The 21,521-nt window shown below is 64.2% G+C and carries 17 protein-coding genes; 2 read left to right on the top strand and 15 right to left on the bottom strand.

All coding sequences use genetic code 11. The annotated features are described in order from the left end of the window. The first annotated feature begins 77 nt into the window (after positions 1 to 77). A complete protein-coding gene (locus C8C98_RS00735; protein ID WP_121452738.1) occupies positions 78 to 605 on the top strand; it encodes a DUF4124 domain-containing protein in 528 nt (175 codons plus the stop codon). Between the two features lie 61 nt (positions 606 to 666). Here C8C98_RS00735 and C8C98_RS00740 read toward each other — a convergent pair whose 3' ends face one another. Beyond that, positions 667 to 1,044: an RnfH family protein gene (locus C8C98_RS00740; RefSeq protein WP_370450293.1), complete on the bottom strand. Its 378-nt coding sequence runs from the start codon at positions 1,042 to 1,044 to the stop codon at positions 667 to 669. Then, complete coding sequence (locus C8C98_RS00745) at positions 1,037 to 1,477, bottom strand: type II toxin-antitoxin system RatA family toxin (RefSeq protein WP_121452739.1); 441 nt, start codon at positions 1,475 to 1,477, stop codon at positions 1,037 to 1,039. The genes C8C98_RS00740 and C8C98_RS00745 overlap by 8 nt, the downstream gene beginning before the upstream one ends. Before the next feature lie 135 nt (positions 1,478 to 1,612). On the opposite strand from C8C98_RS00745, the gene smpB reads away from it, so the two are divergent. Next, positions 1,613 to 2,086, top strand: coding sequence for an SsrA-binding protein SmpB (gene smpB / locus C8C98_RS00750; protein ID WP_099656005.1), 474 nt, complete (start codon positions 1,613 to 1,615; stop codon positions 2,084 to 2,086). 83 nt (positions 2,087 to 2,169) lie between these two features. Here smpB and C8C98_RS00755 read toward each other — a convergent pair whose 3' ends face one another. From C8C98_RS00755 to C8C98_RS00815, 13 genes are all read right to left on the bottom strand, one after another. Continuing rightward, the gene (locus tag C8C98_RS00755) at positions 2,170 to 3,276 is read right to left on the bottom strand and encodes an enoyl-CoA hydratase/isomerase family protein (protein WP_370450294.1); all 1,107 of its coding nucleotides are present in this window, start codon (positions 3,274 to 3,276) and stop codon (positions 2,170 to 2,172) included. Beyond that, a complete protein-coding gene (locus C8C98_RS00760) occupies positions 3,273 to 4,148 on the bottom strand; it encodes a DMT family transporter (protein ID WP_121452740.1) in 876 nt (291 codons plus the stop codon). The genes C8C98_RS00755 and C8C98_RS00760 overlap by 4 nt, the downstream gene beginning before the upstream one ends. Before the next feature lie 122 nt (positions 4,149 to 4,270). After that, positions 4,271 to 6,094 (bottom strand): translational GTPase TypA, encoded by a 1,824-nt coding sequence (gene typA / locus C8C98_RS00765; RefSeq protein WP_099656007.1) that lies wholly within the window; start codon positions 6,092 to 6,094, stop codon positions 4,271 to 4,273. Beyond that, on the bottom strand, positions 6,091 to 7,089 hold the full coding sequence (gene truB, locus C8C98_RS00770; RefSeq protein ID WP_121452741.1) for a tRNA pseudouridine(55) synthase TruB: 999 nt from the start codon (positions 7,087 to 7,089) through the stop codon (positions 6,091 to 6,093). Before truB ends, typA begins: the two co-directional genes overlap by 4 nt. Next, a complete protein-coding gene (rbfA, locus tag C8C98_RS00775; protein ID WP_099656009.1) occupies positions 7,086 to 7,466 on the bottom strand; it encodes a 30S ribosome-binding factor RbfA in 381 nt (126 codons plus the stop codon). Before rbfA ends, truB begins: the two co-directional genes overlap by 4 nt. Before the next feature lie 27 nt (positions 7,467 to 7,493). Next, positions 7,494 to 10,361 (bottom strand): translation initiation factor IF-2, encoded by a 2,868-nt coding sequence (gene infB, locus C8C98_RS00780; protein ID WP_121452742.1) that lies wholly within the window; start codon positions 10,359 to 10,361, stop codon positions 7,494 to 7,496. Between the two features lie 24 nt (positions 10,362 to 10,385). Continuing rightward, on the bottom strand, positions 10,386 to 11,873 hold the full coding sequence (gene nusA / locus C8C98_RS00785; RefSeq protein WP_121452743.1) for a transcription termination factor NusA: 1,488 nt from the start codon (positions 11,871 to 11,873) through the stop codon (positions 10,386 to 10,388). A gap of 78 nt (positions 11,874 to 11,951) precedes the next feature. Further along, positions 11,952 to 12,545 (bottom strand): ribosome maturation factor RimP, encoded by a 594-nt coding sequence (gene rimP / locus C8C98_RS00790; RefSeq protein ID WP_099656012.1) that lies wholly within the window; start codon positions 12,543 to 12,545, stop codon positions 11,952 to 11,954. A gap of 237 nt (positions 12,546 to 12,782) precedes the next feature. Further along, on the bottom strand, positions 12,783 to 16,367 hold the full coding sequence (locus C8C98_RS00795) for a DEAD/DEAH box helicase (RefSeq protein ID WP_121452744.1): 3,585 nt from the start codon (positions 16,365 to 16,367) through the stop codon (positions 12,783 to 12,785). Between the two features lie 63 nt (positions 16,368 to 16,430). After that, the gene (locus C8C98_RS00800; protein WP_121452745.1) at positions 16,431 to 16,844 is read right to left on the bottom strand and encodes a thioredoxin family protein; all 414 of its coding nucleotides are present in this window, start codon (positions 16,842 to 16,844) and stop codon (positions 16,431 to 16,433) included. 49 nt (positions 16,845 to 16,893) lie between these two features. Continuing rightward, complete coding sequence (locus C8C98_RS00805) at positions 16,894 to 18,210, bottom strand: c-type cytochrome (RefSeq protein WP_199726629.1); 1,317 nt, start codon at positions 18,208 to 18,210, stop codon at positions 16,894 to 16,896. A 5-nt stretch (positions 18,211 to 18,215) separates the two neighbouring features. Next, complete coding sequence (locus C8C98_RS00810) at positions 18,216 to 18,992, bottom strand: c-type cytochrome (protein ID WP_121452746.1); 777 nt, start codon at positions 18,990 to 18,992, stop codon at positions 18,216 to 18,218. 438 nt (positions 18,993 to 19,430) lie between these two features. Continuing rightward, positions 19,431 to 21,371 (bottom strand): bifunctional sugar phosphate isomerase/epimerase/4-hydroxyphenylpyruvate dioxygenase family protein, encoded by a 1,941-nt coding sequence (locus C8C98_RS00815; protein ID WP_121455939.1) that lies wholly within the window; start codon positions 21,369 to 21,371, stop codon positions 19,431 to 19,433. Positions 21,372 to 21,521: the final 150 nt, after the last annotated feature.

Consider the following 21,521-nt stretch of genomic DNA (forward strand, 5'->3'; position numbering starts at 1 on the left):
CATCAAGACGTCCGTCCATCTGTAACCATGTGCTATTGCTGTGACAACAAACAGCGTGCACGGCTAAACTCATCGCCATGAAAATGCACAAGCTTCTCCTGCTGGCCGTGGCCTGCACTTGGGCACTGGGCGCCGCCGCTCAGTGGCAGTGGATCGACAAAGACGGCCGCAAGGTGTTCAGCGACCGCCCACCTCCGTCCGACATCCCCGCCAAGAGCATCCTGAAGCAACCCGGCGGGTCCGCTGCAGTGCGCATTGCGCCAGACGCTGGCGCCGCAGCGTCCGGAGCCGACGATGCCGCACCGGCCACGGCAGCCAAGGCACCTACCAAGCCCGCCAGCGCAGGCAAGGACAAAGAGCTGGAAGAGAAAAAAGCCCAGGCAGAGGCCGCCGAAGCCGCCAAGAAAAAGGCCGAAGAAGAGAAGCTGGCGCGCGCCAAGGCGGAAAACTGCACACGCGCCCGCCGCGCCAAGGCCGACTTGGAGACGGGCCGCCCCACCATGCAGGTCAATGCCCAGGGCGAGCGTGTCTTTATGGACGAAGCCAGTCGCAACGCTGAAATCAAGCGTGCCAGCGACATCATGGCAACGGACTGCGCACGCTAGTGCGCTGCTGACCCCAGCGCCGCGCAGCTAGACAAGGCTGCGGCTCTAGCTTCGGCTTTGTTCAATACCCGGCCTTGGCACCTTGGCGTTTACTGGCAAAGAGCCCGGTGCTGCGGGCGCCCTGTTTGGCAAAACGCTCGCGCCTGGCGACCTTGGGGTCCACTTTCAGAGGGCGGTACAGCTCCACCCGGTCCAAGTCTTGCAGCACCGTCTCTGGGGCCGCAGACCGACCCCATACACCGATCAGCCCCCTATTCCCTTCTTCACACCCTACAGACAGTGCAGCGCCCTGTCCGCAGGCCTTGAGGGCATCGGCCACGGTAGCCCCCTGGGGTAAGCTCAATTGCCACTGCTGCGTCTGACGGGGTGCCGTGCACGCCACCAGCACAATCCTGAGCGGCTGCATTGCGCCGCCACTCTTGGTGGGCGGCTCATCCATACACCTGCTCCGCACGCTTGACGAAGGCATCCACCATGGTGGCAGCAATGCGGTCAAACACGGGGCCCACCAACGCGGCCAGTGCCATGCTGCTAAAGCCATAGTTCAACTGCAACTCTACCTTGCACGCCCGCTGGCTGCCATCGCCCACAGGCAAAAAGCGCCAATCCCCCTCCAATTGCGAGAACGGGCCTTTCACCAAATGCATCTGTACCCTCTGGCCAGAGACGTGGGTGTTGCGGGTCACAAAGGTCTGGCGAATCCCGCCCAGGGCGATGCCCACTTCGGCTGTCATCCCACCCTCCACATGCTCCAGCACCCGGGCCCGGTCGCACCAAGGGAGAAATTCAGGGTACTGCTCCACGCCAGTGACCAAGGCAAACATTTCTTCGGGGGAATACCAGATGAGGACAGACTTTTGAACGGTTTTCATGCAAACAGGACCGCTACACACAGCATGATGGCTGGCGGGTGCAAGGGGTCAGAGGAAATTAGAATCGCAGCTGCGAGACAGCGACAATTGTAGGGAGGCCTTTTATCTTCCGGTTTGCGTCTTATCTAATTCCTCATGGCCAAAAAACCCGATCCATCGTCCCGCATCGCTGACAACAAGAAAGCGGCTTTCAACTACTTCTTTGAAGAACGCCACGAGGCAGGCATGGTGCTGCACGGCTGGGAGGTCAAGGCGCTGCGCGAGGGCAAAGTGCAACTGACCGATGGCTACGTGCTCATCCGCGAAGGCGAGCTGTACCTGCTGGGCTGCCTGATCCAGGCGCTGAAGACGGCCTCCACCCATGTGAACCCAGAGTCGGCACGCACCAAAAAGCTGCTGCTCAAAAAAGACGATATCAAACGCTTGATCAGCAAGGTCGAGCAAAAGGGCTACACCCTCGTCCCCCTGAACCTGCACTGGAAGAACGGGTTTGTGAAATGCGAAATCGCCTTGGCCAAGGGCAAGGCCGAACATGACAAGCGCGACACCATCAAAGACCGCGAGGGCAAACGAGAGGTGGAGCGGGCCATGAAAAGCCGCAACCGCTGACCCTTTCAGCCGGTCAGCCCACAGTAAAAAGCCGCTCGCCGAGCGGCTTTTTCATGCCAACGCAAGCTGTACCGCGCCAAAAATCAGGCCAAGTTGGCAAGCGGGTGCGCATGCGCCGGCCAAGGGCTGGCAAAGAACGGCGTCACCATTTCAGGCGTCACGTCTTCAATTCGGCCGGGGTTCCACTGCGGGGCGTGGTCCTTGTCTACCGCCAGGGCGCGGATACCTTCCACGGTTTCACTCTGCCCAGGGCGCAGATAGAAGCAGTGGCGCACCATGTCGCGCTCCATGCGCAAATCATCGGCCAGGCCCATGCCGCGTGCCCGGCGGATCTGCTCCAGCACCACGTGCAGCATCAGCGGCGAGCGCTTGCGCAGCGTGGCCGCCGCAGTGCGCGCCCAATCGGTGTCCGCCGCTTCCAGCGCCGTGACAATCGCCCCGACGGTGGACAGCGAGAAATATTGGTCAATTTGAGCTCTAGCGCTTGTGTGATAAGCGCTAGCAGCTACAAATTTTGAAGCAACAAACGACCGGACCGCCTGCCCGTCGGCAAACGGCTGGCTGCCCAGCGCCTCCCACACGGCGGCTTGCTGGTCTGACGGCAGACAGCCATCGGCCAACTGGTTCTCGATGGCATCACCCGCGCCAATGGTGTCACCCGTCAGGGCCAACCACTCACCCACGCTGCCGGGGCAGCGACTCAGAAAGTAGCCACCACCCACATCGGGGAACAGGCCAATCGCCGTCTCAGGCATGGCCATCTTGGTGCGTTCGGTCACCACGCGCAGCGCTGCGCCCTGGCTGATGCCCATGCCGCCACCCATCACGATGCCGTCCATGAAGGCGATGTAGGGCTTGGCGTAGTTGTGGATCAGGTGGTTGAGCGCGTATTCCTCGGTGAAAAAATCTTCGAGCTGTGGATTGCCTTGGCTGCCCGCCTGGTGCAAAAAGCGAATGTCACCGCCCGCGCAAAAGGCGCCAAAGGGGCCTTCTTTGTTGCTGCCCCGGATGGCCACGGCCAGCACCCGGTGGTCTGTCTGCCAGGCCAGCAAAGTACCCATCAGCTCGCGCACCATGCCCAGCGACAGCGCATTCAGCGCCCGGGGCCGGTTCAAGGTAATGCACCCGACCTGACCGCGCACCTCACTCACCACGTCTTTCGATACTTCCGTCATCACTGTCTCCGTCATTTTTGTTCCTTCCAACCCAGCATTTCATTCAACACCAAGGCACCAATCACCAGGGCGCCACCAGCCAACACGGCGGGGGCCGGGCGCTCACCCGCGCCCAGCCAGGCCAAGAGGATGCCAAAGATCACCTCCAGCAGGCCGAGCAAAGCCATCTCAGGCGCCTTCAGCACGCGGCCACAGCGCACCGCCAACACGCAGGGGATGGCCAGTTGAAACACCCCCAGCAAAGCCAGCAAGAATAAATCATGCGGCGTGGCCTGAAACGGCAGAGCTAACGGCAAAGTGACCAGCACCGACAGCACTGCCCCCACCAACACCGCAGGCACCAGATCGACGGCGTGACCGTGTCGTTGGGAGTGTTGCACCACTGTCCAGTTGGCAGCGGCTGCCACCGGCACACACAGCGCCACCAGGGTACCCGACAGCGGCAACCCCGCCATCTGCGAGCCATACATCCAGCCAATGCCCAGCCCGGCCAAGCCAATGGCTGCCCAGGTGCGTGGCGCAATGCGATGGCCAATGAACAGGCGCGCAAACAGCGCCGTGAGCAGCGGGCCTGCCGCCATGGTCACCAGCACATTGGCCACAGGCATCAGCATCATGGCCACCATGAAGGCGGTGAACATCACCGCCCAGCACAGCCCAGACAGCCACAGGGCCGCCCCACCCCTGCGCATCGCCCCAAACACCTCTCGCCCCTGCACAGCGGGCAACAGGATCAGCAGACTGAGCAGGGTGAAAAGGCTGCGCCAGAAAGTCACCTCAAAGCTGCGTGCCTGCTCCAGGTGGCGGGTCACCACCCCGGCGATGGACCACAGCAGGGTCACAACCACCATGAGGAGCACCGCGCGGGAATGTGTGAGTTTCAACATGGATCGGTTGTGTCAAACCATCAAATCAAATGAAAAAAAGGGCCGCAGCATGGCTGGGCCCTTTTTCTGCGAGAGCAACGCACACCCGCCAAAGGCTCAGTGCGCGTGCTTCACCGGTCCGCTCAGGAACGGCCAGCGCGCTTGCGCTCGTTTTCGGTCAGGTGGCGCTTGCGCAGGCGCACGCTCTTGGGCGTGATTTCGACCAGTTCGTCGTCCTCGATGAATTCCACGCCGTATTCCAGCGTGAGGTCGATCGGGGGCGTGATCTTGATCGCGTCTTCCTTGCCGGAGACGCGGAAGTTGGTCAGCTGCTTGGTGCGCGTGGCGTTCACGATCAGGTCGTTGTCGCGGCTGTGGATGCCGACGATCATGCCTTCGTACACGGGGTCGTTCGCCTTCACGAACATGCGGCCACGGTCGTCCAGCTTGCCCAGAGCGTAGGTGAAGATTTCACCATCGTCCATGGAGATCAGCACGCCGTTCTTGCGGCCACCGATGTCGCCCTTGTGCGGCTCGTAGCTGTCGAAGATGTTGGAGATCAGGCCGGAACCGCGCGTCAGGTTCAGGAATTCGTTGGTGAAACCGATCAGGCCACGGGCCGGGATGCGGTATTCCAGGCGCACGCGGCCACGGCCGTCGGACTCCATGTTCACCAGCTCGCCCTTGCGCTCGCCCAGGGCTTGCATCACGCCGCCTTGGTGGCCTTCTTCAATGTCGGCAGTCACCAGCTCGATAGGCTCGCACTTCTCGCCATTGATTTCCTTGAACACCACGCGGGGCTTGGACACAGCCAGCTCGTAACCTTCGCGGCGCATGTTTTCCAGCAGGATGGTCAGGTGCAGTTCACCACGGCCCATCACTTCAAAAATACCTTCTTCGTCGGTTTCCTTCACGCGCAGGGCCACGTTGTGCTGCAGTTCCTTTTGCAGACGGTCCCAGATCTGGCGGCTCGTCACGAACTTGCCTTCGCGACCTGCCAGAGGCGAGGTGTTCACGCAGAAGTTCATGGTCAGCGTGGGCTCGTCCACCTTCAGCATGGGCAGCGGTGCGGGGTTGGCCGGGTCGGTCACGGTCACGCCGATACCGATGTCTTCGATGCCGTTGATCAGCACGATGTCGCCAGGGCCAGCCATCGGCGTCTGCATACGGTCCAGACCCTGGAAGGTCAGCACCTGGTTCACACGGCCCTTGACGGCCTTGCCATCAGGGCCTTCCATGACGACCACGTCCATCATGGGCTTCAGCGTACCCTGGCTGATACGGCCCACGCCGATGCGGCCCACGAAGGTGGAGAAGTCCAGCGCCGAGATTTGCAGTTGCAGTGGCGCGCTCGCATCACCCGTGTTCGGGGGCACGTGCTTGAGGATGGTGTCGAACAGGGCCGACATGTCGGGGCCCCACTGCTCGCCAGGAGCGCCTTCTTCCAGCGAAGACCAGCCGTTGATACCCGAGGCATACACCACGGGGAAGTCGAGTTGTTCGTCGGTCGCGCCCAACTTGTCGAACAGGTCGAACGCAGCGTTCACGACCTTGTCGGGGTTGGCACCGGGCTTGTCCACCTTGTTCACAACCAGAATGGGGCGCAGGCCCAAGGCCAGGGCCTTCTTGGTCACGAAACGCGTTTGGGGCATGGGGCCTTCTTGCGCGTCGATCAGCAACACCACGCTGTCCACCATGGACAGGGCGCGCTCCACTTCACCGCCGAAGTCCGCGTGACCAGGGGTGTCCACGATGTTGATGTGCGTGCCCTTCCAGCTCACGGCGCAGTTTTTGGCCAGGATGGTGATGCCACGCTCTTTTTCAATCGCGTTGTTGTCCATCACCGTGTCGACGACCTTTTCGTGGTCGGCAAAGGTGCCGGACTGGCGCAGCAGCTGGTCAACCATGGTGGTTTTGCCATGGTCAACGTGGGCAATGATCGCGATATTGCGGATTTGTTTAGTCATAGTTTTTCCAATGTGCCGCTGGCCTGTGGTTGCGGCGTGCTTTCCAAAATTTGTTGAATTTCCAGCGGACTCAGGAGCCTGCCCGGCACCAGCTCCCCGCCAACGATATGGCCCACCCCCAGCAGTGCCGAAGGCTTGTCGCCAAAAACCGCCACGGCACTGGCGTCAGGCCAAGCTCCACGGCGGCGCACGCCCGACAGGAACCGGGCCGCATTGTCGCCGTCCAACGTGACACGCGTGTGCCCCACCAGCAGCGACTCAGGGGGCTCCAGGCAGGCCAGACGCCCTGCCTCGTCCATGGCCTCCAGCTGCGCCAGTGTGACGCAGCGCTCAATGCCAAGGCCCCCCGTATCAATGCGGCGCAAAAAGGTCAGGTGAGCCCCGACCCCCAGCGCAGCACCAATGTCTTCCCCCAGGGTACGGATGTACGTCCCCTTGCTGCAAGTCACTATCATTTTGATAGCTACCTGCGCTTGATCTGTATGCACCAGGGTCAATTTCAATGCATGAATGACCACATTGCGCGCTTCGCGCTCTACGGCAATGCCTGCACGGGCATATTCGTACAGCGCCTTGCCGTCCTTCTTCAGCGCACTGTGCATGGGCGGCACCTGGCTGATCGGGCCCGTGAACTGTTGCTGTACGGCAGCGATGCGCTCTGGCGTCACCTGCTCGGGCAGCACGTCGCGGCGCTCCAGCACATCCCCCTCGGCGTCGCCGGTGGTGGTGGTGGTGCCCAGCAGCGCAATGGCTTCGTAGGTTTTGGCCGCCTCTAACTGCAACTGGCTGAACTTGGTGGCAGCACCAAAGCACAGCGGTAGCACGCCGGAAGCCAGCGGGTCCAGCGTGCCGGTATGGCCCGCTTTTTCGGCGCGCAGCAGCCACTTCGCCTTTTGCAAGGCGTCGTTACTGGACAGGCCCAGGGGTTTATCGAGCAGCAGCACTCCGTGCACCGGGCGCCGCTGCACCCGGATGCGGGGAGCGCGCTCGGTCATGCTTCCTCGTCGTCTTTGGCGCGAGAAGCCACGGCGCGCGCAATCAGCGCATTCATATCGGCCGCCCGCTCAGAGGTGCGATCGAACATGAAGTGCAGCGTGGGCACCGTATGGATGTGCAAGCGCTTGAACAAACCATTGCGCAAAAAGCCTGCGGCCTGGTTCAGCGCCACCTGTGTCTCCACAGGGTCGCCCGTGAGCAGGCTGAAGAACACCTTGGCGTGGGCGTAATCAGGAGTGACCTCCACACCCTGCAGCGTCACCATGCCCACGCGCGGGTCTTTCAACTCGCGCGCGATCAATTCCGTCAGATCGCGTTGGATCTGATCGGCTACCTTGAAGGCGCGGTTGGGAGTGGAGGATTTCTTCGCTGCCATATCGTCGTCGCTCTTACTCGGGTCGCCTTACAGCGTCCGGGCAATTTCCTTGATGTCAAAGAATTCGAGGTGATCGCCTTCCTTGATGTCGTTGTAGTTCTTGAGTTTGATACCGCACTCAAAACCTTCCTTGACATCACGGACGTCGTCCTTGAGGCGCTTGATCGAATCGACCTCGCCGGTGTAGACCACGACATTTTCACGCAGCAGACGGAAGCGGGCATTGCGGTGCACCATACCGGACGTGATGTACGAACCGGCAATCGTGCCGATCTTCGTTGCCACGAACACAGTGCGGATTTCGGCCGTACCAATGATCTCCTCGCGTTGCTCTGGGGCCAGCATGCCCGACATAGCGACCTTGAGCTCGTCCACAGCGTCGTAAATGATGCTGTAGTAATGCAGGTCCACGCCATTGCCTTCGGCTGTCTTGCGAGCGCCGGCATCGGCACGCACATTGAAGCCAATCACGATGGCCTTGGAGGCGATCGCCAGGTTGATGTCGGACTCGCTGATACCACCCACACCGGCGTACACCAGTTGGACCTTGATTTCGTCGGTCGAGAGCTTGAGCAACGATTGCGACAAAGCTTCCTGCGAACCCTGCACGTCGGCCTTGACGATGATGGGCAGGGTCTTGACCTCGCCCGCCGTCATGTCGGCAAACATGTTTTCCAGCTTGGCGGCTTGCTGCTTGGCCAGCTTGGTGTTGCGGAACTTGCCAGCACGGTAGGTGGCGATTTCGCGCGCACGGCGCTCGTCGGTCATGACCATAAAGTCGTCACCGGCTTGTGGCACTTCCGTCAGACCCTGGATTTCCACCGGGATCGAAGGACCTGCGGTCTTAGCGACCTTGCCGTTTTCGTCCAGCATGGCACGCACGCGGCCATAGGTCTGGCCTGCCAACACAATGTCACCCACCTTGAGCGTACCGGATTGCACCAGCACCGTGGCCACGGGGCCGCGGCCCTTGTCCAATTGGGCTTCGATCACAAGGCCCTTGGCCAGCGATTCCACCGGTGCCTTCAGCTCCAGCACTTCGGCCTGCAGCAACACTTGCTCCAGCAGTGCGTCAATGCCCATACCCGTCTTGGAAGACACAGGCACGAACGGCGAATCACCACCGTATTCTTCCGGCACCACCTCTTCCACCACCAGCTCTTGCTTGACGCGATCTGGGTTGGCATCGGGCTTGTCGGCCTTGGTAATGGCCACCACGATAGGAACACCAGCCGCCTTGGCGTGCTTGATGGCTTCCTTGGTCTGGGGCATGACGCCGTCGTCCGCGGCCACCACCAGAATCACGATGTCGGTGGCCTGGGCACCGCGGGCACGCATCGCCGTGAAGGCCTCGTGACCGGGGGTATCGAGGAACGACACCATGCCGCGTGGAGTTTCCACGTGGTAGGCACCAATGTGCTGCGTAATGCCACCGGCTTCGCCCGCAGCCACCTTGGCGCGGCGGATGTAGTCCAGCAGCGAGGTCTTGCCGTGGTCCACGTGGCCCATGACGGTCACCACAGGGGCACGAGGCAGCAACTCTGCGTTTTGCTGGCCTGCATCTTCGTCGGTGAAGGCTTCTGGATCGTCCAGTGCCGCCACCACAGCCTTGTGACCCAGTTCTTCCACCACGATCATGGCAGTGTCTTGGTCCAGCGGCTGGTTGATGGTGACCATCTGGCCCATCTTCATCAAAGCCTTGATGACTTCAGAGGCCTTGATCGACATCTTGTGCGCCAGCTCCGCCACCGTTATGGTTTCAGGCACATGCACTTCAATGATGCGGGCTTCCACCGGCGCAGATTGCTGGTGGTCATCACGCTGATCGCGGTTGTCGCCACGGCGGCCACGAGGACCACCACGCCAGTTGTTGCGACCCACACCACCGCTGCTGTCACCGCGGGTCTTGATTTCTTTCTTCTTGGCCGTGTCATTGGCCCAGCTGGAGGACAGCTTGGCCGATTTGACTTCCTTGCCAGCCCCTGCGCCAGGCGCAGCAGGTGCAGCAGCACCCGCATTGCGCGGCCCTGTGCCGGTACCAACGGCAGGCTTGTGCAAGGTGCCCTTCTTGGCGTCACCCACAGCAGCGGGCTTGGCCACTGGCTTGGGTTCTTCGGGCTTCTTGGCCACCATGACCGCCTTCTTGGGCGTTGCCATCATGGAGCGGATCGCTGCAGCTTCGGCCTCGGCCTTGCGGCGGCGGGCGTCCAGATCGGCAGCGCGCGCAGTTTCTTCGTCGGCACGCGCCTTGGATTCGGCAGCGGCCTTCTCGCGGGCTTCGGTCTGGGCGGCATTGCGCGCAGCCGCTTCGGCAGCCTGTTCGCGGGTGGCTTCCTGCTTCACGGCAGACGCCTGCGCCTTCTTTTCGGCTTCCTGGGCTGCGTAGGCGGCGGCACGCTCTTCGGCTTCGCGCTCACGCTTTTCGCGGGCTTCGCGCTCGGCACGCTTTTCGGCGAGCTCTGTCTCTTGGCGGCGAATCAGCTCAGCCTGGCGGCGGGCTTCTTCCTCGCGGCGAGCCAGTTCGATGTCCTCGCTGGAGACCACGGCTTCCTCGACGGCGGGCGCGGCAGATTCAGCAGCGGACTCGACGCCTTCATCGCGCTGGATGAAGGTGCGCTTCTTGCGCACTTCCACCTGGATCGTGCGGGCCTTGCCGGTGGCGTCGGCCTGCTTGATTTCGCTGGTGGACTTCTTGACCATGGTGATCTTCTTGCGATCACCCGAAGCGGTGCCGTGGCTGGCCTGTAGGTAAGCCAACAACTTTTGCTTGTCAGGCTCGGTCAGGGCATCCGAAGGGGCAGCCTTGCTCACACCCGCAGCCTTGAGCTGGTCGAGCAGAGTTTCAGGCGATTTTTTGAGTTCGTTTGCGAACTCGGCGACAGTATTACTGGACATATTTGGTTCGTGCCTCCCTGACCTTTACTCTTGCCCCGCCGCGAACCAATGTTCGCGGGCCTTCATGATCAAGGCCTTGGCATCTTCTGCAGACTGCCCGGTCAGGTCGGTCAGCTCATCAATGGCCAGATCGGCCAGGTCGTCACGTGTGTGCACACCGCCTTCAGCCAGCTTGGCAATCAGGTCGGGGGTGATGCCTTCGAGGTCGCGCAGGTCTTGAGAGACCTCATCCACGCTTTCCTCACGGGCGATTTCCATGGTCAGCAGCGCATCCTTGGCGCGGGCACGCAGCTCGCTCACGGTGTCTTCGTCAAACGATTCGATCTCCAGCATTTCCTGCAGAGGCACATAGGCCACTTCTTCCAGGGTGGCAAAGCCTTCGGAGATCAGGATGTCGGCGATTTCTTCGTCCACATCCAGCTTTTCCATGAACAGACGGCGCGAGGCATCGGACTCGTTGGCCTGCTTTTGGGCAGACTCGGCAGCGTCCATGATGTTGATCTTCCAGCCTGTCAGGTCGGAAGCCAGGCGCACATTCTGGCCACCACGGCCGATGGCGATGGCAAGGTTTTCCTCGTCCACCACCACATCCATGGCGTGTTTTTCTTCGTCCACCACGATGGAGGACACATTGGCAGGCGCCAGCGCGCCAATGACAAACTGGGCGGGGTCTTCAGACCACAGCACGATGTCCACACGCTCGCCAGCCAACTCGTTGGTCACGGCGTTCACGCGGGTGCCACGCACACCAACGCAGGTGCCGATGGGGTCCACGCGCTTGTCGTGGCTCAGCACGGCGATCTTGGCGCGCGAGCCGGGGTCACGGGCGCAGTTCTTGATCTCCAGCAGGCCTTGCTCGATTTCGGGCACTTCCTGGCGGAAGAGCTCAACCATGAATTCGGGGGCCGAACGCGACAGGATGATGGGAGCGCCACGCAGCGTCAGGTCCACTTCCATGATCATGGCGCGCACACGGTCGCCGCTGCGCAGATTTTCCTTGGGGATCATCTCGCTGCGACGCAGGCGGCCCTCCACACGACCGGACTCGACAATGATGTCGCCCTTGTCCATGCGCTTGACGGTGCCGGTGAAGATCTTTTCGCCACGCGACATGAAGTCGTTGAGCAGCATTTCACGCTCAGCGTCGCGGATCTTTTGCAGGATGACCTGCTTGGCCGCCATGGCGCCAATGCGACCGATGGGCACGGATTCCACGCCCTCTTCGATGTACTCACCCACTTCGATATCGGCCACGCGCTCGCGGGCATCCATCAGCAGCTCTTCGGCTTCGGGGTTTTGCAGACCGGCGTCATCGGGCACCACCAACCAGCGGCGGAAAGTCTCGTAGTTGCCGCTGTCGCGATCGATGGACACACGGATGTCCACCTCGCCTTGGTACAGCTTTTTGGTAGCCTGGGCCAGGGCCGATTCCACCGCACCCAAGACCACATCACGCTCCACGTTCTTCTCGCGCGAAATGGCCTCAACCAACATCAACAATTCGCGATTCATGCGACGACTCTCCTATTTCAATCACCCGAAGACGCAGACCCCAGCGGGCAGCCTGCCATCCCAATTGTTCTGAACAGCTCAGGCAGCGCCCTGCTCTGCCTTGCCGGCACGCCCCTTGAAGTCCACGATGGGCGCCAAGCGCGCATCACGTAACTCATCCAGGGCAAAGCCCAGTGCCTGCAATGGTGCTGGCACCCGTTTTTTGCTGACTTTCTGGCCGGGCTTGACCGCAGGCTCGTCTCTCCAGACGATCTGCCAGCCCCCGGACTCGGCGCGCTCGAGCGTGCCGCGAAATTTCTTGCGGTTGGCACTGACTTGGCCCGCCGCTGCTGCACCCATGGGCGCCTTCAAGGTGATGTCGATGACCGAGCCTTCAAAGCGCACGAAGTCCTGCTCGTGGCGAAGGGGGCGGTCAATGCCTGGGGATGACACTTCCAAGCGCTTGTATTCAACGCCATCCACCTCCAGTGCAAATTGCAGCTGGCGGGTGACTTTTTCGCAGTCTTCCACCGTAACAAACTGATCCAGCACAGGCTGGGGGGCATCCACAACAGGCGCCACCCAGGGCAAATCAATGGTGATGCGCAGCAGGCCACCGGCAGAGCGCTCAATCTCTACCAGGTCATAGCCCAGACCGATCACAATTTGTTCGACGATTTGCTGCAGTGCCACGTGTTCAGTTCAATCCCGGGAAAAACAAAAAACCCGATAACCCCCAGAAGACTCTCCTTCTGACAGCTTCGAGCTCCAAAACCAAACGGCCAAAAAAAACGGGCGGTTGGTACCCGCCCGCTTGGTCGTGAGATACGTATTGTAGCCTGTAACGCCTTGATTTGCAAAGCCAGCCTGTTGCCAAACGGCCATTTCCATGCCATGGCACGTGGCATTCCCCCCCCAGGCGCACGGCACTCACAGCGCCGACAGGGGCAAAAGCAGTTCGTGCAAGTCGGCCTCGGTGAACAACGGCTCCTTGCGTGCGGCATCGCCGCCATAAATGGCCTGTGCCAGCTGTGCCTTGCGCTCTTGCAGCGCCAGAATGCGCTCTTCGATGGTGCCCTGGGCCACCATTTTCACCACCCACAGGCGCTGTGTCTGGCCGATGCGGTGGGCCCGGTCGGTGGCCTGGGCCTCGGCAGCAGGGTTCCACCAGGGGTCGTAGTGGATGACGGTATCGGCCTGGGGCAGGTTCAGCCCCACACCGCCCGCCTTCAGGCTGATGAGGAACAGCGGCACCTCGCCGCTGGTAAAGCGCTGGATGATCTCGTCGCGCTTTTGGCTTTGGCCGGTGAGCTTGACCCAGGGCAAGCCCCGGGCCTTGAGTTCGGCCTCGATCAAGCCCAGCATGCTGGTGAACTGCGAGAACAGCAGCACCCGCCGCCCCTCGGCCAGCATCTCGGGCAGCAGCTCCATCAACTGCGCCATCTTGGCCGACTCGCGCACTTGGCGGGCGGACTCCAGCGGCACCAGGTGCGGGTCGCAGCACACCTGGCGCAGCTTGAGCAGCGCATCCAGGATGGTGATCTGCGACTTGGCCAGCCCCTTGGAATGCAAGGCTTCGCGCACGGTCTTTTCCATGCCCAGGCGGATGGTTTCGTACAAATCGGCCTGCGCGCCCGTCAGCTCCACGCGCATCACGGTCTCCACCTTGGGTGGCAGCTCAGACGCCACAAGCGCCTTGGTACGGCGCAGCATGAACGGCGCCACCCGCGCGCGCAATTGCGCCAAGCGCCCGCTGTCGCCCTGCTTTTCCACCGGGTTGCGAAACAGCTCCCGAAACCGCTGCTGGCTGCCCAAAAAGCCGGGCATGAGGAAGTGAAAAAGGCTCCAGATCTCGCCCAGGTGGTTTTCCATGGGCGTGCCCGAAAGGCACAGCCTGTGGCGCGCCTGCAGCGCAGACACCACCTGGGCCGCGTTGGTGCTGGCGTTCTTGATGTTCTGCGCCTCGTCCAGCACCACCAAGTGCCATTGCAGTTGCAGCCATCGTTCGCGGTCGCGCTGCAACAGCGAATAGGGGGCGATGACCAGGTCGTGCTCGGCCACCGAATCGGCCAGTTCATGGCGGCCAGCGCCGTGCAGCACCAGGCTGCGCAGACCGGGGCAAAAGCGCGCGGCCTCGCTGTGCCAGTTGCCCATCAGGCTCACCGGGGCAATCACCAGCGCCGGGGCTGTGAGGCGGCCCGCGTCCTTTTCAACCTGGATGTGGGCCAGCGTCTGCAGCGTTTTGCCCAGGCCCATGTCATCGGCCAAGATGCCGCCCAGGCCCTGGGCCCGCAAAAACTGCAGCCAGTTCAGCCCCTGCTGCTGGTACGGGCGCAGGCTGGCGTTCACGCTGGCGGGCACGGGTACTTCGGCAATGGGGCTGGCGCCCTGCAGCTGCCGCACCAGGGCCTGCAGCGCAGCCGCGCCCTGCCACACCGCGCCTTCACCCAGGGCGGCGCTGGCGCGCAAGGCCTCCAGCCGCGACAGGCGCAGGCTGGGCTGGGCAAAATCCCCCCCCCGCTCGCCCACCAGTTCGAGCAAGGCGGCCAGCCAGGGGCGCAGTGGCTCGGTGGGCAGGCGCACAAAGCCACCCTGCGCGTCGCCACGCGGCACATACACAAACGGCGGCAGCTGCGGCTGCCCGGTGGCGGGGTCGGGCGGGTGCTGCGCCGCCTGGGCGATCAGGTCGGGCAGCCAGGGCAGCACGTTGTGGCGTTGGCCGTCCAGCTCCACACCCAGCGACAGCGAGAACCAGGGCGAAGTGTCTGCCACTTCGTCAAGAAGGGCATCGGGCACTCCATCGCCCCCTGCCTCGCGCTCGCTCCGGGCAACCTGTGCAAACGGGCTGAGCGGCTCGCCTGTATCGCCACTCCCCGCCAGCACCGCCGGCGGCGCAACGGCCACCGACTGCGGTGCCAGCGCCACCGTCAGGTTTTGCGCATGACTCACCCAGCCCTGCAAGGCTGGGTCCTGGGTCACGTCAAACCCTGCCTCGCTGAACACCACAAAGCCCGCATCGGCCCAGGGCATCCAGGCCTGCTGCGAACGCTCGCCGGGCAGGCCAAACACGCCATCATCGGCGGCCAGCAGGCCCAGCGCCATCAGTTTCTGGATCGCCTCCAGCTCTGCCTGCGGGTGGCGCTGCAGCAGCACCTTGGGGCCATCGCCCCCGTCCAGCGGCGCCACCATCACCTGCGCGCCCTGCCCCGGCCACCAGCCCCGGTGGCCTGCGTAGTCAAAGGTGAGCCGCGCCATCACCAGACCCAGCGTGGGCCGTTGGGCCAGCGGCGTGGGGGCCAGGTACAAACAGGGCCGGGGCACGACGCCCTGCACCCGCTGCACACCCTGCACCACCGGGGGCAGCGGCACATGGGGCAGGCTGCGGGCCATTTCGTCCTGGTACTTTTCGATGGCCGACACCCGCAGTGCGGGGGCCTTGAGCAGCACCTCCAATTGGGCGGCAGAGACGGCGCCCAGGTCCACCGGCCCGCATTCGCCCCGCTCGGCGTCGACGAACAAGGGCGGGCTGTTATGGCACAGCGTGCCGCCATCGCCCGCCAGGGCGGCGCGCAGTTGCCAGGCGGGCTCGGCCGACAAGGCACCGGGCTGCGCGGGCACTTCGCGCCACAGCCACTGCAAGGCGCGCGCGGGGGCAAAGCGCAGCGGCTCACCCACGGTGGAGCCGCCCGCATCTGCAAACAGCCGCCCGGTGCTGGCCGCCTGCTGCAGCGCCAGCAAGCCCACCTGCCCCTCCAGCACCGCGCAGGGCGCGCCGCTGTAGGCCGAGTAATACCCCTGGCTGCGTGGCATGGCGCGCAGCAGTTGAAGCACCTGGCGATCGGTCTCGCTGGCCTGGTCGTACACCGCCTGGCCCTTGGCGGGCTGGGTGCGCACTTGCTTGGGCTTGGCCCAGCCGCCGGTCAGCTTGGGGTAGGACACCACGGCTTCGAGCTGCAACTGGGTGGGCTGGCGCGCCCCGCCCACCACTGACGCCAGATACAGATACTGCTCAGGCCGCACGCTGCGGTCGGTGGGGCTGAGCACGACATCGCCCCCGGCAACGCGGTCCAGTGCGGCCAGCCAGTTCACCAGCTGGGTTTGCGCCTCGGCCTGCTGCACGGCGGCCATGCGCTCGCGGGCCGACAAGGAGGCTGCAGCCGCGCTCACCCCCTTGCGCGGGGCCGCAGCAGCGCGGGCTTCATCGCTCAGCGGCAGGCGGGCCGCCTTGAGCATCAACGCCACGGCATGCTTGCACTGGCGACCCACGGGGCAGTCACACACGCTGCGCCAGTAGTCCACCTGACCATCGGGCATCACCGCCATGGTGACGGCCACCTCATACGGTAGGTGCTGCGTGCCCTGCACCAGGGCCTGTATCCGCCAGCCTTCGTCCATTGGTTCAATGTCCGGCTCGCCCACCAAACCTTGTGCCAGCAAGGCCTTGCCGCGCATCCAGGGGCCGTCCTCGCACAAGGCACGCAAAGAGTCGGGATCGAACCAGAAGGTGTCAGACATTACAAGTCAAAATGGCTTCTATCGCTTGATAAATAAGCGCCAGAAGCTATACATTTAGTAGCATCAAGCACCCGCCACGGTGCGGTCTGCACGCACGCGGTCAAACACCTCTTGCGCCATGGGGTCGGTGGCGGCGCCAGAAGGGGCACCGCTGCGCAGGGTGGCCAGCAATCGATCGAGCACGGCGGCCTGGGGCAGCAAGGGGCCCAAAAAATGCGCCTTGCGCCCATCGGCAATCAACAGCGTGGGGAAGGTCTCCACATCCAGGTCGCCTGCCAGCTCCGATTCGTCCTCAATGTCCACCCATTCAAAGCGCACATCGGGGTGGGCCTGGGCCAGGGTGTCAAACAGTGCCCGATAGTCGCGGCAGGTGCCGCACCAGCCCGCGCATAGGCACACGGCCCACCAACCGCTGGGCTGGGGGGTGGAAGGGGTGGCAGCGTGGGATTCAACAGGCAGGGCGGCAGGGCTGGGCATCGGGTCAACTCCTCAAGCCCGCAAAGCAAGGGCCAGGGCTACAACGGGATCACGGACTGCGCCGTTCGCGGGCGCGGTAAACCTCGATGGTACCCACACTGGCGGCCTGGTTGCCCCAGCTGTTTCGCACAAAGGTGGCCACGGCGGCCACGTCCTCATCGCCCAGCAGGTGCTGAAAGGGCTGCATGCCATGCGGGCGCGGGTTGCCCGCCGTGGCGGGCAGGTAGCCGCCCTGCAGCACCACGCGCACCAGGTTGGTCGGATCGGCCAGCACCACGGCACGGTTGCCCGCCAGGGGCGGGAAGGCGGGTTGCCCCGCCTCGTCCTTCGCGCCCTGCCCTTGCGCGCCGTGGCACTGGGCGCACTGGGCTTCGTACACCTTGGCCCCGCGCGCCATGGCCGATGCGGCGGGTGGCGCTGGCGGCGCGGATGGCTCCTTGGCCTGCCGCGGCAGAGCTTTGAGGTACACGGCCATGGCACGGGCATCGGCATCGCTCAGGTACTGGGTGCTGCGGAACACCACCTCGGCCATGGGGCCAATGACTGAGCCGTGCGGGGCCACGCCCGTTTGGAGCAGCGCCACCACATCGGCCTCGCTCCAAGCCTGCACGCCCGCCTGGGCGGGGTCGGTGAGCGCCGGGGCCAGCCAGTTCTGCACAGGGATGAGCCCCCCGGCGAGCGCCTGCCCATCGCGCGTGGCACCCCATGCGTTGCGCGGCGTATGGCAAGCCGCACAGTGGCCCAGGCCGTTGACGAGGTAAGCACCTCGTTGGTAGTCGGGAGCGGTGGTGGTAGTTGCAGAGGCCGCCTGCGCCGCCGGGGCACCGGGCGCAAAGAACAGCGCCCGCCACACCCCCAGCGCCGCCTGGGTGCTGTACGGAAAGCGCAGAGCGTGCGCCTGGTTGGCCTGCGCCAAGGGCTTCAGGCTTTGCAGATAAGCGTAGAGGGCGTCCGAGTCTTCACGCGTGACGTGCGTGTAGCTGGGGTACGGAAACGCCGGATACAGCAGGCGCCCATCCTTGCTGCGCCCGTGGTGCAGGGCGCGCCAGAACTCGGCCGATGTCCACGCGCCCAGGCCCGTGGCTTTGTCAGGCGTGAGGTTGGGGCTGTAAATCATGCCAAACGGCGTCTCAATGCCCCGGCCACCGGCCCATGCTGCCCCGCCCTGGGCGGTGTGGCAGGCCATGCAATTGCCCACGCGGGCCAGGTACTCGCCCTGCGCCACCAGCGCGGGGGTGGTCTGCAGGGTCTCGGCCGTGGGCAAAGGGGCTTCGCCGCGCAGGTTCAGCGCCACGATGGCGGCAGCGGCCACACCCACCGTGGCCAGGGTGCCGGACACCCACCGCAAAAGTCGCTGCAGGTTCATCAGCTTCATGGGCGGCCTCCTTCGGCCACACCGCCGCAGCGCACGGGCATGGGCGCAAGCAGGCGGGTGGCGGGCTTGCCGTGCCCGGGCACCGGCTGCGCGGCCAGCCAAGCAGACACCGCACTCACATCCTCGGGCGTGAGCTGGCGGGCCACATCGGCCATGCAGTCGGGCGCATGGGCCTTGCGCTGGCCGGTCTTCCAGGCGCCGAGCTGGCTGTTGACATAGTCACGCGGCAGGCCCAGCAGGCCGGGGATGGACGGGGTCACCCCTGTCAGGGCCGCACCGTGGCACTGCATGCAGGCCGGAATCTTTCGCGCCACGTCGCCCTGCTGCACCAGCTTGCGGCCTTGTTCGAGTTGCGCGGGGGCGCCTTGGGGTGCTGGCGGCGGGGGGTAAGGCACGTCCAGCGCCGCAAAGTGGGCGGCCATCTCGCGCAGGTAGTCGTCGCTCAGGTGCTCCAACAGGTAAGCCATCTGCGGGTAGCTGCGCCGCCCGTCGCGGAAGTTGAGCAACTGGTTGGCCAGGTAGCCTGCGGGCTTGCCTGCGATGCGCGGGAAGTAGCCTTCGGGCGTGGCGCGCCCTTCTTTGCCGTGGCAAGCGGTGCAGGCCAGCACGCGCGATGCCATGCCCGATGGCAAAGCAGTTGGCGCAGCGGCAGCGGGTACGGGCTGGACGCCAGCGGCATCCACAGCGCCGGGCGCAGCCCCTGCAGCACTGCAGGCCAGGGCAACGCCCCACAGCGCCAGGGCGCGCAGCCGGGTGCGAACAAATTCGGTCATGGGGTCGTTGTGTGGAGGCTTGTAGGGGACGGCACAAACACAGAGCAAGGCCTGCGGCCGCCTGCGACTTTACGCGCCCGGCGCACCACCGAACAGGCGCAGTGGTGGCGCAAACAGGCAGAGCAGATGCGTCCCACCCGCCTACGCGGTAGGGGCGCGGGGCTGGGCCGTGTCTGTGATCACCTGCCAATTCACTATCAAATCAATAGCTGCTTGCGCTTATTCTGCAAGCGCTAGCGGTCATTTTTGCTGATGAGCCACCGATAACCGATGGCCCTCACTCCCTCTCCCCTGGTGGGAGAGGGCCGGGGAGAGGGGGTGAAACAGGCGCGGTGCTTGTACAGCCCCTCTCCCCAACCCTCTCCCGCGAGGGGAGAGGGGGCAATTTCCCCTCGCTGCGGCCAGCAAGGCACTGCCGTCCCCACCCTCCCCGAACCCTCAGCGGCCCGCGTCTGCGTACTGCGCCTGCTCTTGCGCAGCCATGCGCACGGCTGCGTTCACGGCGCCATAGCCGTCGTAGCCGCCTTCGCGTTGCACCACTTCAAAGAAAAAGCGGTCGGCAAAGGGCTCGGTGTAGGCGTGCAAAAAGCGCCCGCCGCCCGGCGACACATCGGCCACGATGTTCAGCGCCTGCATGCGGCGCACCAGGGCCTCGTCCAGGTCCAGGCGGGCCAGCAGGTCGTCGTAGTAATTGGGGCTGATGGGCACCCACTTCACGCCCTGGGCCGCCAGGCGCTGCACGGTGGCAAAGATGTCGTTCGTGGCCAGCGCGATGTGGTGCACGCCGCCGCCCGATCGGCCCGTGGCCCGCACCTGCTGCGCCGTGCGCGTGCGCTGGCTTTTGGAGACATTGAGCACCAGGCGCAGGCTGCGCTCTGCATTGGTGAGCGCACAACTGCGGATCAGCCCAAACGGGTCGGCCAGCTCCAGGCTCTCGCCCGCGTTCAGGCCAAGGATGGATTGGGCAAACAGCGTCCAGGTGTCGAGCTGGTCGTTGGCCAGCGCCAGCGCCATGTGGTCCACATGCGTCAGGCCGCACTGCGCGGGCACAGGCGCGCGGGGCACGGGCGCCACAAAGTCAGCGTCCAGCGTGGAGCCCCCGTGCACAAAGTGCACCACCGCGCCGCCGGGCGAGATGATGGCGGGTAGTTGCAGCTCATTCGGCCCCAGCGGGCTCACATGCCGGGCCGACAGCAGGGCGACTGCGCGGTTGGCGGCCTGCACCGGGTCGGGCGCGACCAAGCCCATGGCGCACACCGAGGGGCCCAGCTCGTCAAAGCGCTGGCGGGCCTCCGAGCCCGGCTGGGTGTTGATGACGAACTGGATATCGCCCTGGCAGTACAAATCCACCGCCTTGCTGCGGTGGCGGCCCGTGTGCTCAAAGCCCAGGGCGGTGAAGGTGCTGGCCAGCGCGTGGCCCGTGGGCTCGTCCACACCAAACTCGATGAAGCTGAAGCCGCCCACGGGCTGCACGGCAGGCGGTGCGGCCAGGTCCAGCCGCTGCAGCGCACGGGTGGCGGCGGGGGCCCGGGCCTCGCTCGACGTGGCCTGCGTGCGGGCCATCAGGCGGTTCTTGCATTCGCTCTCTAAAAACAGCAGCGAGCGCATAGCGTCCAAGGCCGTGCGGCGGTTGGGCGTTTCGCGGAACACGTCGTTGAAGATTTCGAGCGACAGGTTGCCCTGGTAGCCCGCCAGCAGCGCCTGCTCAAAAAACGTCACCACATCCAGTTGCCCCTGGCCGGGGAAGTTGCGGTGGTGCCGCGCCCACTGGAGCACGTCCATCGCCAGCAGCGGCGCGTCGGCCATCTGCACAAAGAAGATGCGGTCGCCCGGAATGTCGGCAATGCCCATCGGGTCGTCGCGCAGCGACAGGGTGTGGAAGCTGTCCAGGATCAGCCCCAGGTGCGGATGGTCGGCCTTTTCAACAATGTTCCACGCCTGTTGGTACAGGTTGACCCACTTGCCCCAGGCCAGCGCCTCGTAGCCAATGCGCAGGTTGCGGCGGCTGGCGCGTTCGGCCAACTCATGCAGTTGCGCTGCGGCGCGCTCGGCATCGCCCAGCGATGCAGGCGAGGTGTTGGAGCACACCAGCATCAGCGGGCAGCCCAGCTCCTGCATCACGTCAAACTTGCGTTCGGCACGGTCCAGGCTGCGGCGGAACAGATCATCCGGCATGCCTTCAAAGTCGCGAAACGGCTGGTACAGGTCAATGCCCAGGCCCAGGTCGGCGGCTTGCTGGCGCAACTCGCGCGCGCTGCCGGTGAAGCTGATGAAGTCGGGCTCAAACAGCTCAATGCCATCAAACCGCGCAGCGGCAATGGCTTCAAGCTTCTGGTGCAGGGTTCCGCTCAAGGAGACGGTGGCAATGGATCGGCGCATGCGTACACCTTCGGTTGTTTCAGCGCTCTTGCGACGAGCGCTCTCAATGCAAAAAGGGCGGGTGTTCTTGATTCGGTCTGAGCCCATCTGACCCGTTCACGCTGAGCCCTCCGACAGGCTCAGGACAGGGCTGCCCAAGCAGCTGCGCAA

The sequence above is a fragment of the Acidovorax sp. 106 genome (assembly GCF_003663825.1).
Taxonomy (GTDB): domain Bacteria; phylum Pseudomonadota; class Gammaproteobacteria; order Burkholderiales; family Burkholderiaceae_C; genus Acidovorax.

Bases quoted from the DNA above. Each gene is read 5' to 3' on its own strand.
- C8C98_RS00735 (WP_121452738.1), top strand. From the start codon at position 78: ATGAAAATGCACAAGCTTCTCCTGCTGGCCGTGGCCTGCACTTGGGCA.
- C8C98_RS00740 (WP_370450293.1), bottom strand. From the start codon at position 1,044: ATGGATGAGCCGCCCACCAAGAGTGGCGGCGCAATGCAGCCGCTCAGG.
- C8C98_RS00745 (WP_121452739.1), bottom strand. From the start codon at position 1,477: ATGAAAACCGTTCAAAAGTCTGTCCTCATCTGGTATTCCCCCGAAGAA.
- smpB (WP_099656005.1), top strand. From the start codon at position 1,613: ATGGCCAAAAAACCCGATCCATCGTCCCGCATCGCTGACAACAAGAAA.
- C8C98_RS00755 (WP_370450294.1), bottom strand. From the start codon at position 3,276: ATGACGGAGACAGTGATGACGGAAGTATCGAAAGACGTGGTGAGTGAG.
- C8C98_RS00760 (WP_121452740.1), bottom strand. From the start codon at position 4,148: ATGTTGAAACTCACACATTCCCGCGCGGTGCTCCTCATGGTGGTTGTG.
- typA (WP_099656007.1), bottom strand. From the start codon at position 6,094: ATGACTAAACAAATCCGCAATATCGCGATCATTGCCCACGTTGACCAT.
- truB (WP_121452741.1), bottom strand. From the start codon at position 7,089: ATGACCGAGCGCGCTCCCCGCATCCGGGTGCAGCGGCGCCCGGTGCAC.
- rbfA (WP_099656009.1), bottom strand. From the start codon at position 7,466: ATGGCAGCGAAGAAATCCTCCACTCCCAACCGCGCCTTCAAGGTAGCC.
- infB (WP_121452742.1), bottom strand. From the start codon at position 10,361: ATGTCCAGTAATACTGTCGCCGAGTTCGCAAACGAACTCAAAAAATCG.
- nusA (WP_121452743.1), bottom strand. From the start codon at position 11,873: ATGAATCGCGAATTGTTGATGTTGGTTGAGGCCATTTCGCGCGAGAAG.
- C8C98_RS00795 (WP_121452744.1), bottom strand. From the start codon at position 16,367: ATGTCTGACACCTTCTGGTTCGATCCCGACTCTTTGCGTGCCTTGTGC.
- C8C98_RS00800 (WP_121452745.1), bottom strand. From the start codon at position 16,844: ATGCCCAGCCCTGCCGCCCTGCCTGTTGAATCCCACGCTGCCACCCCT.
- C8C98_RS00805 (WP_199726629.1), bottom strand. From the start codon at position 18,210: ATGAACCTGCAGCGACTTTTGCGGTGGGTGTCCGGCACCCTGGCCACG.
- C8C98_RS00810 (WP_121452746.1), bottom strand. From the start codon at position 18,992: ATGACCGAATTTGTTCGCACCCGGCTGCGCGCCCTGGCGCTGTGGGGC.
- C8C98_RS00815 (WP_121455939.1), bottom strand. From the start codon at position 21,371: ATGCGCCGATCCATTGCCACCGTCTCCTTGAGCGGAACCCTGCACCAG.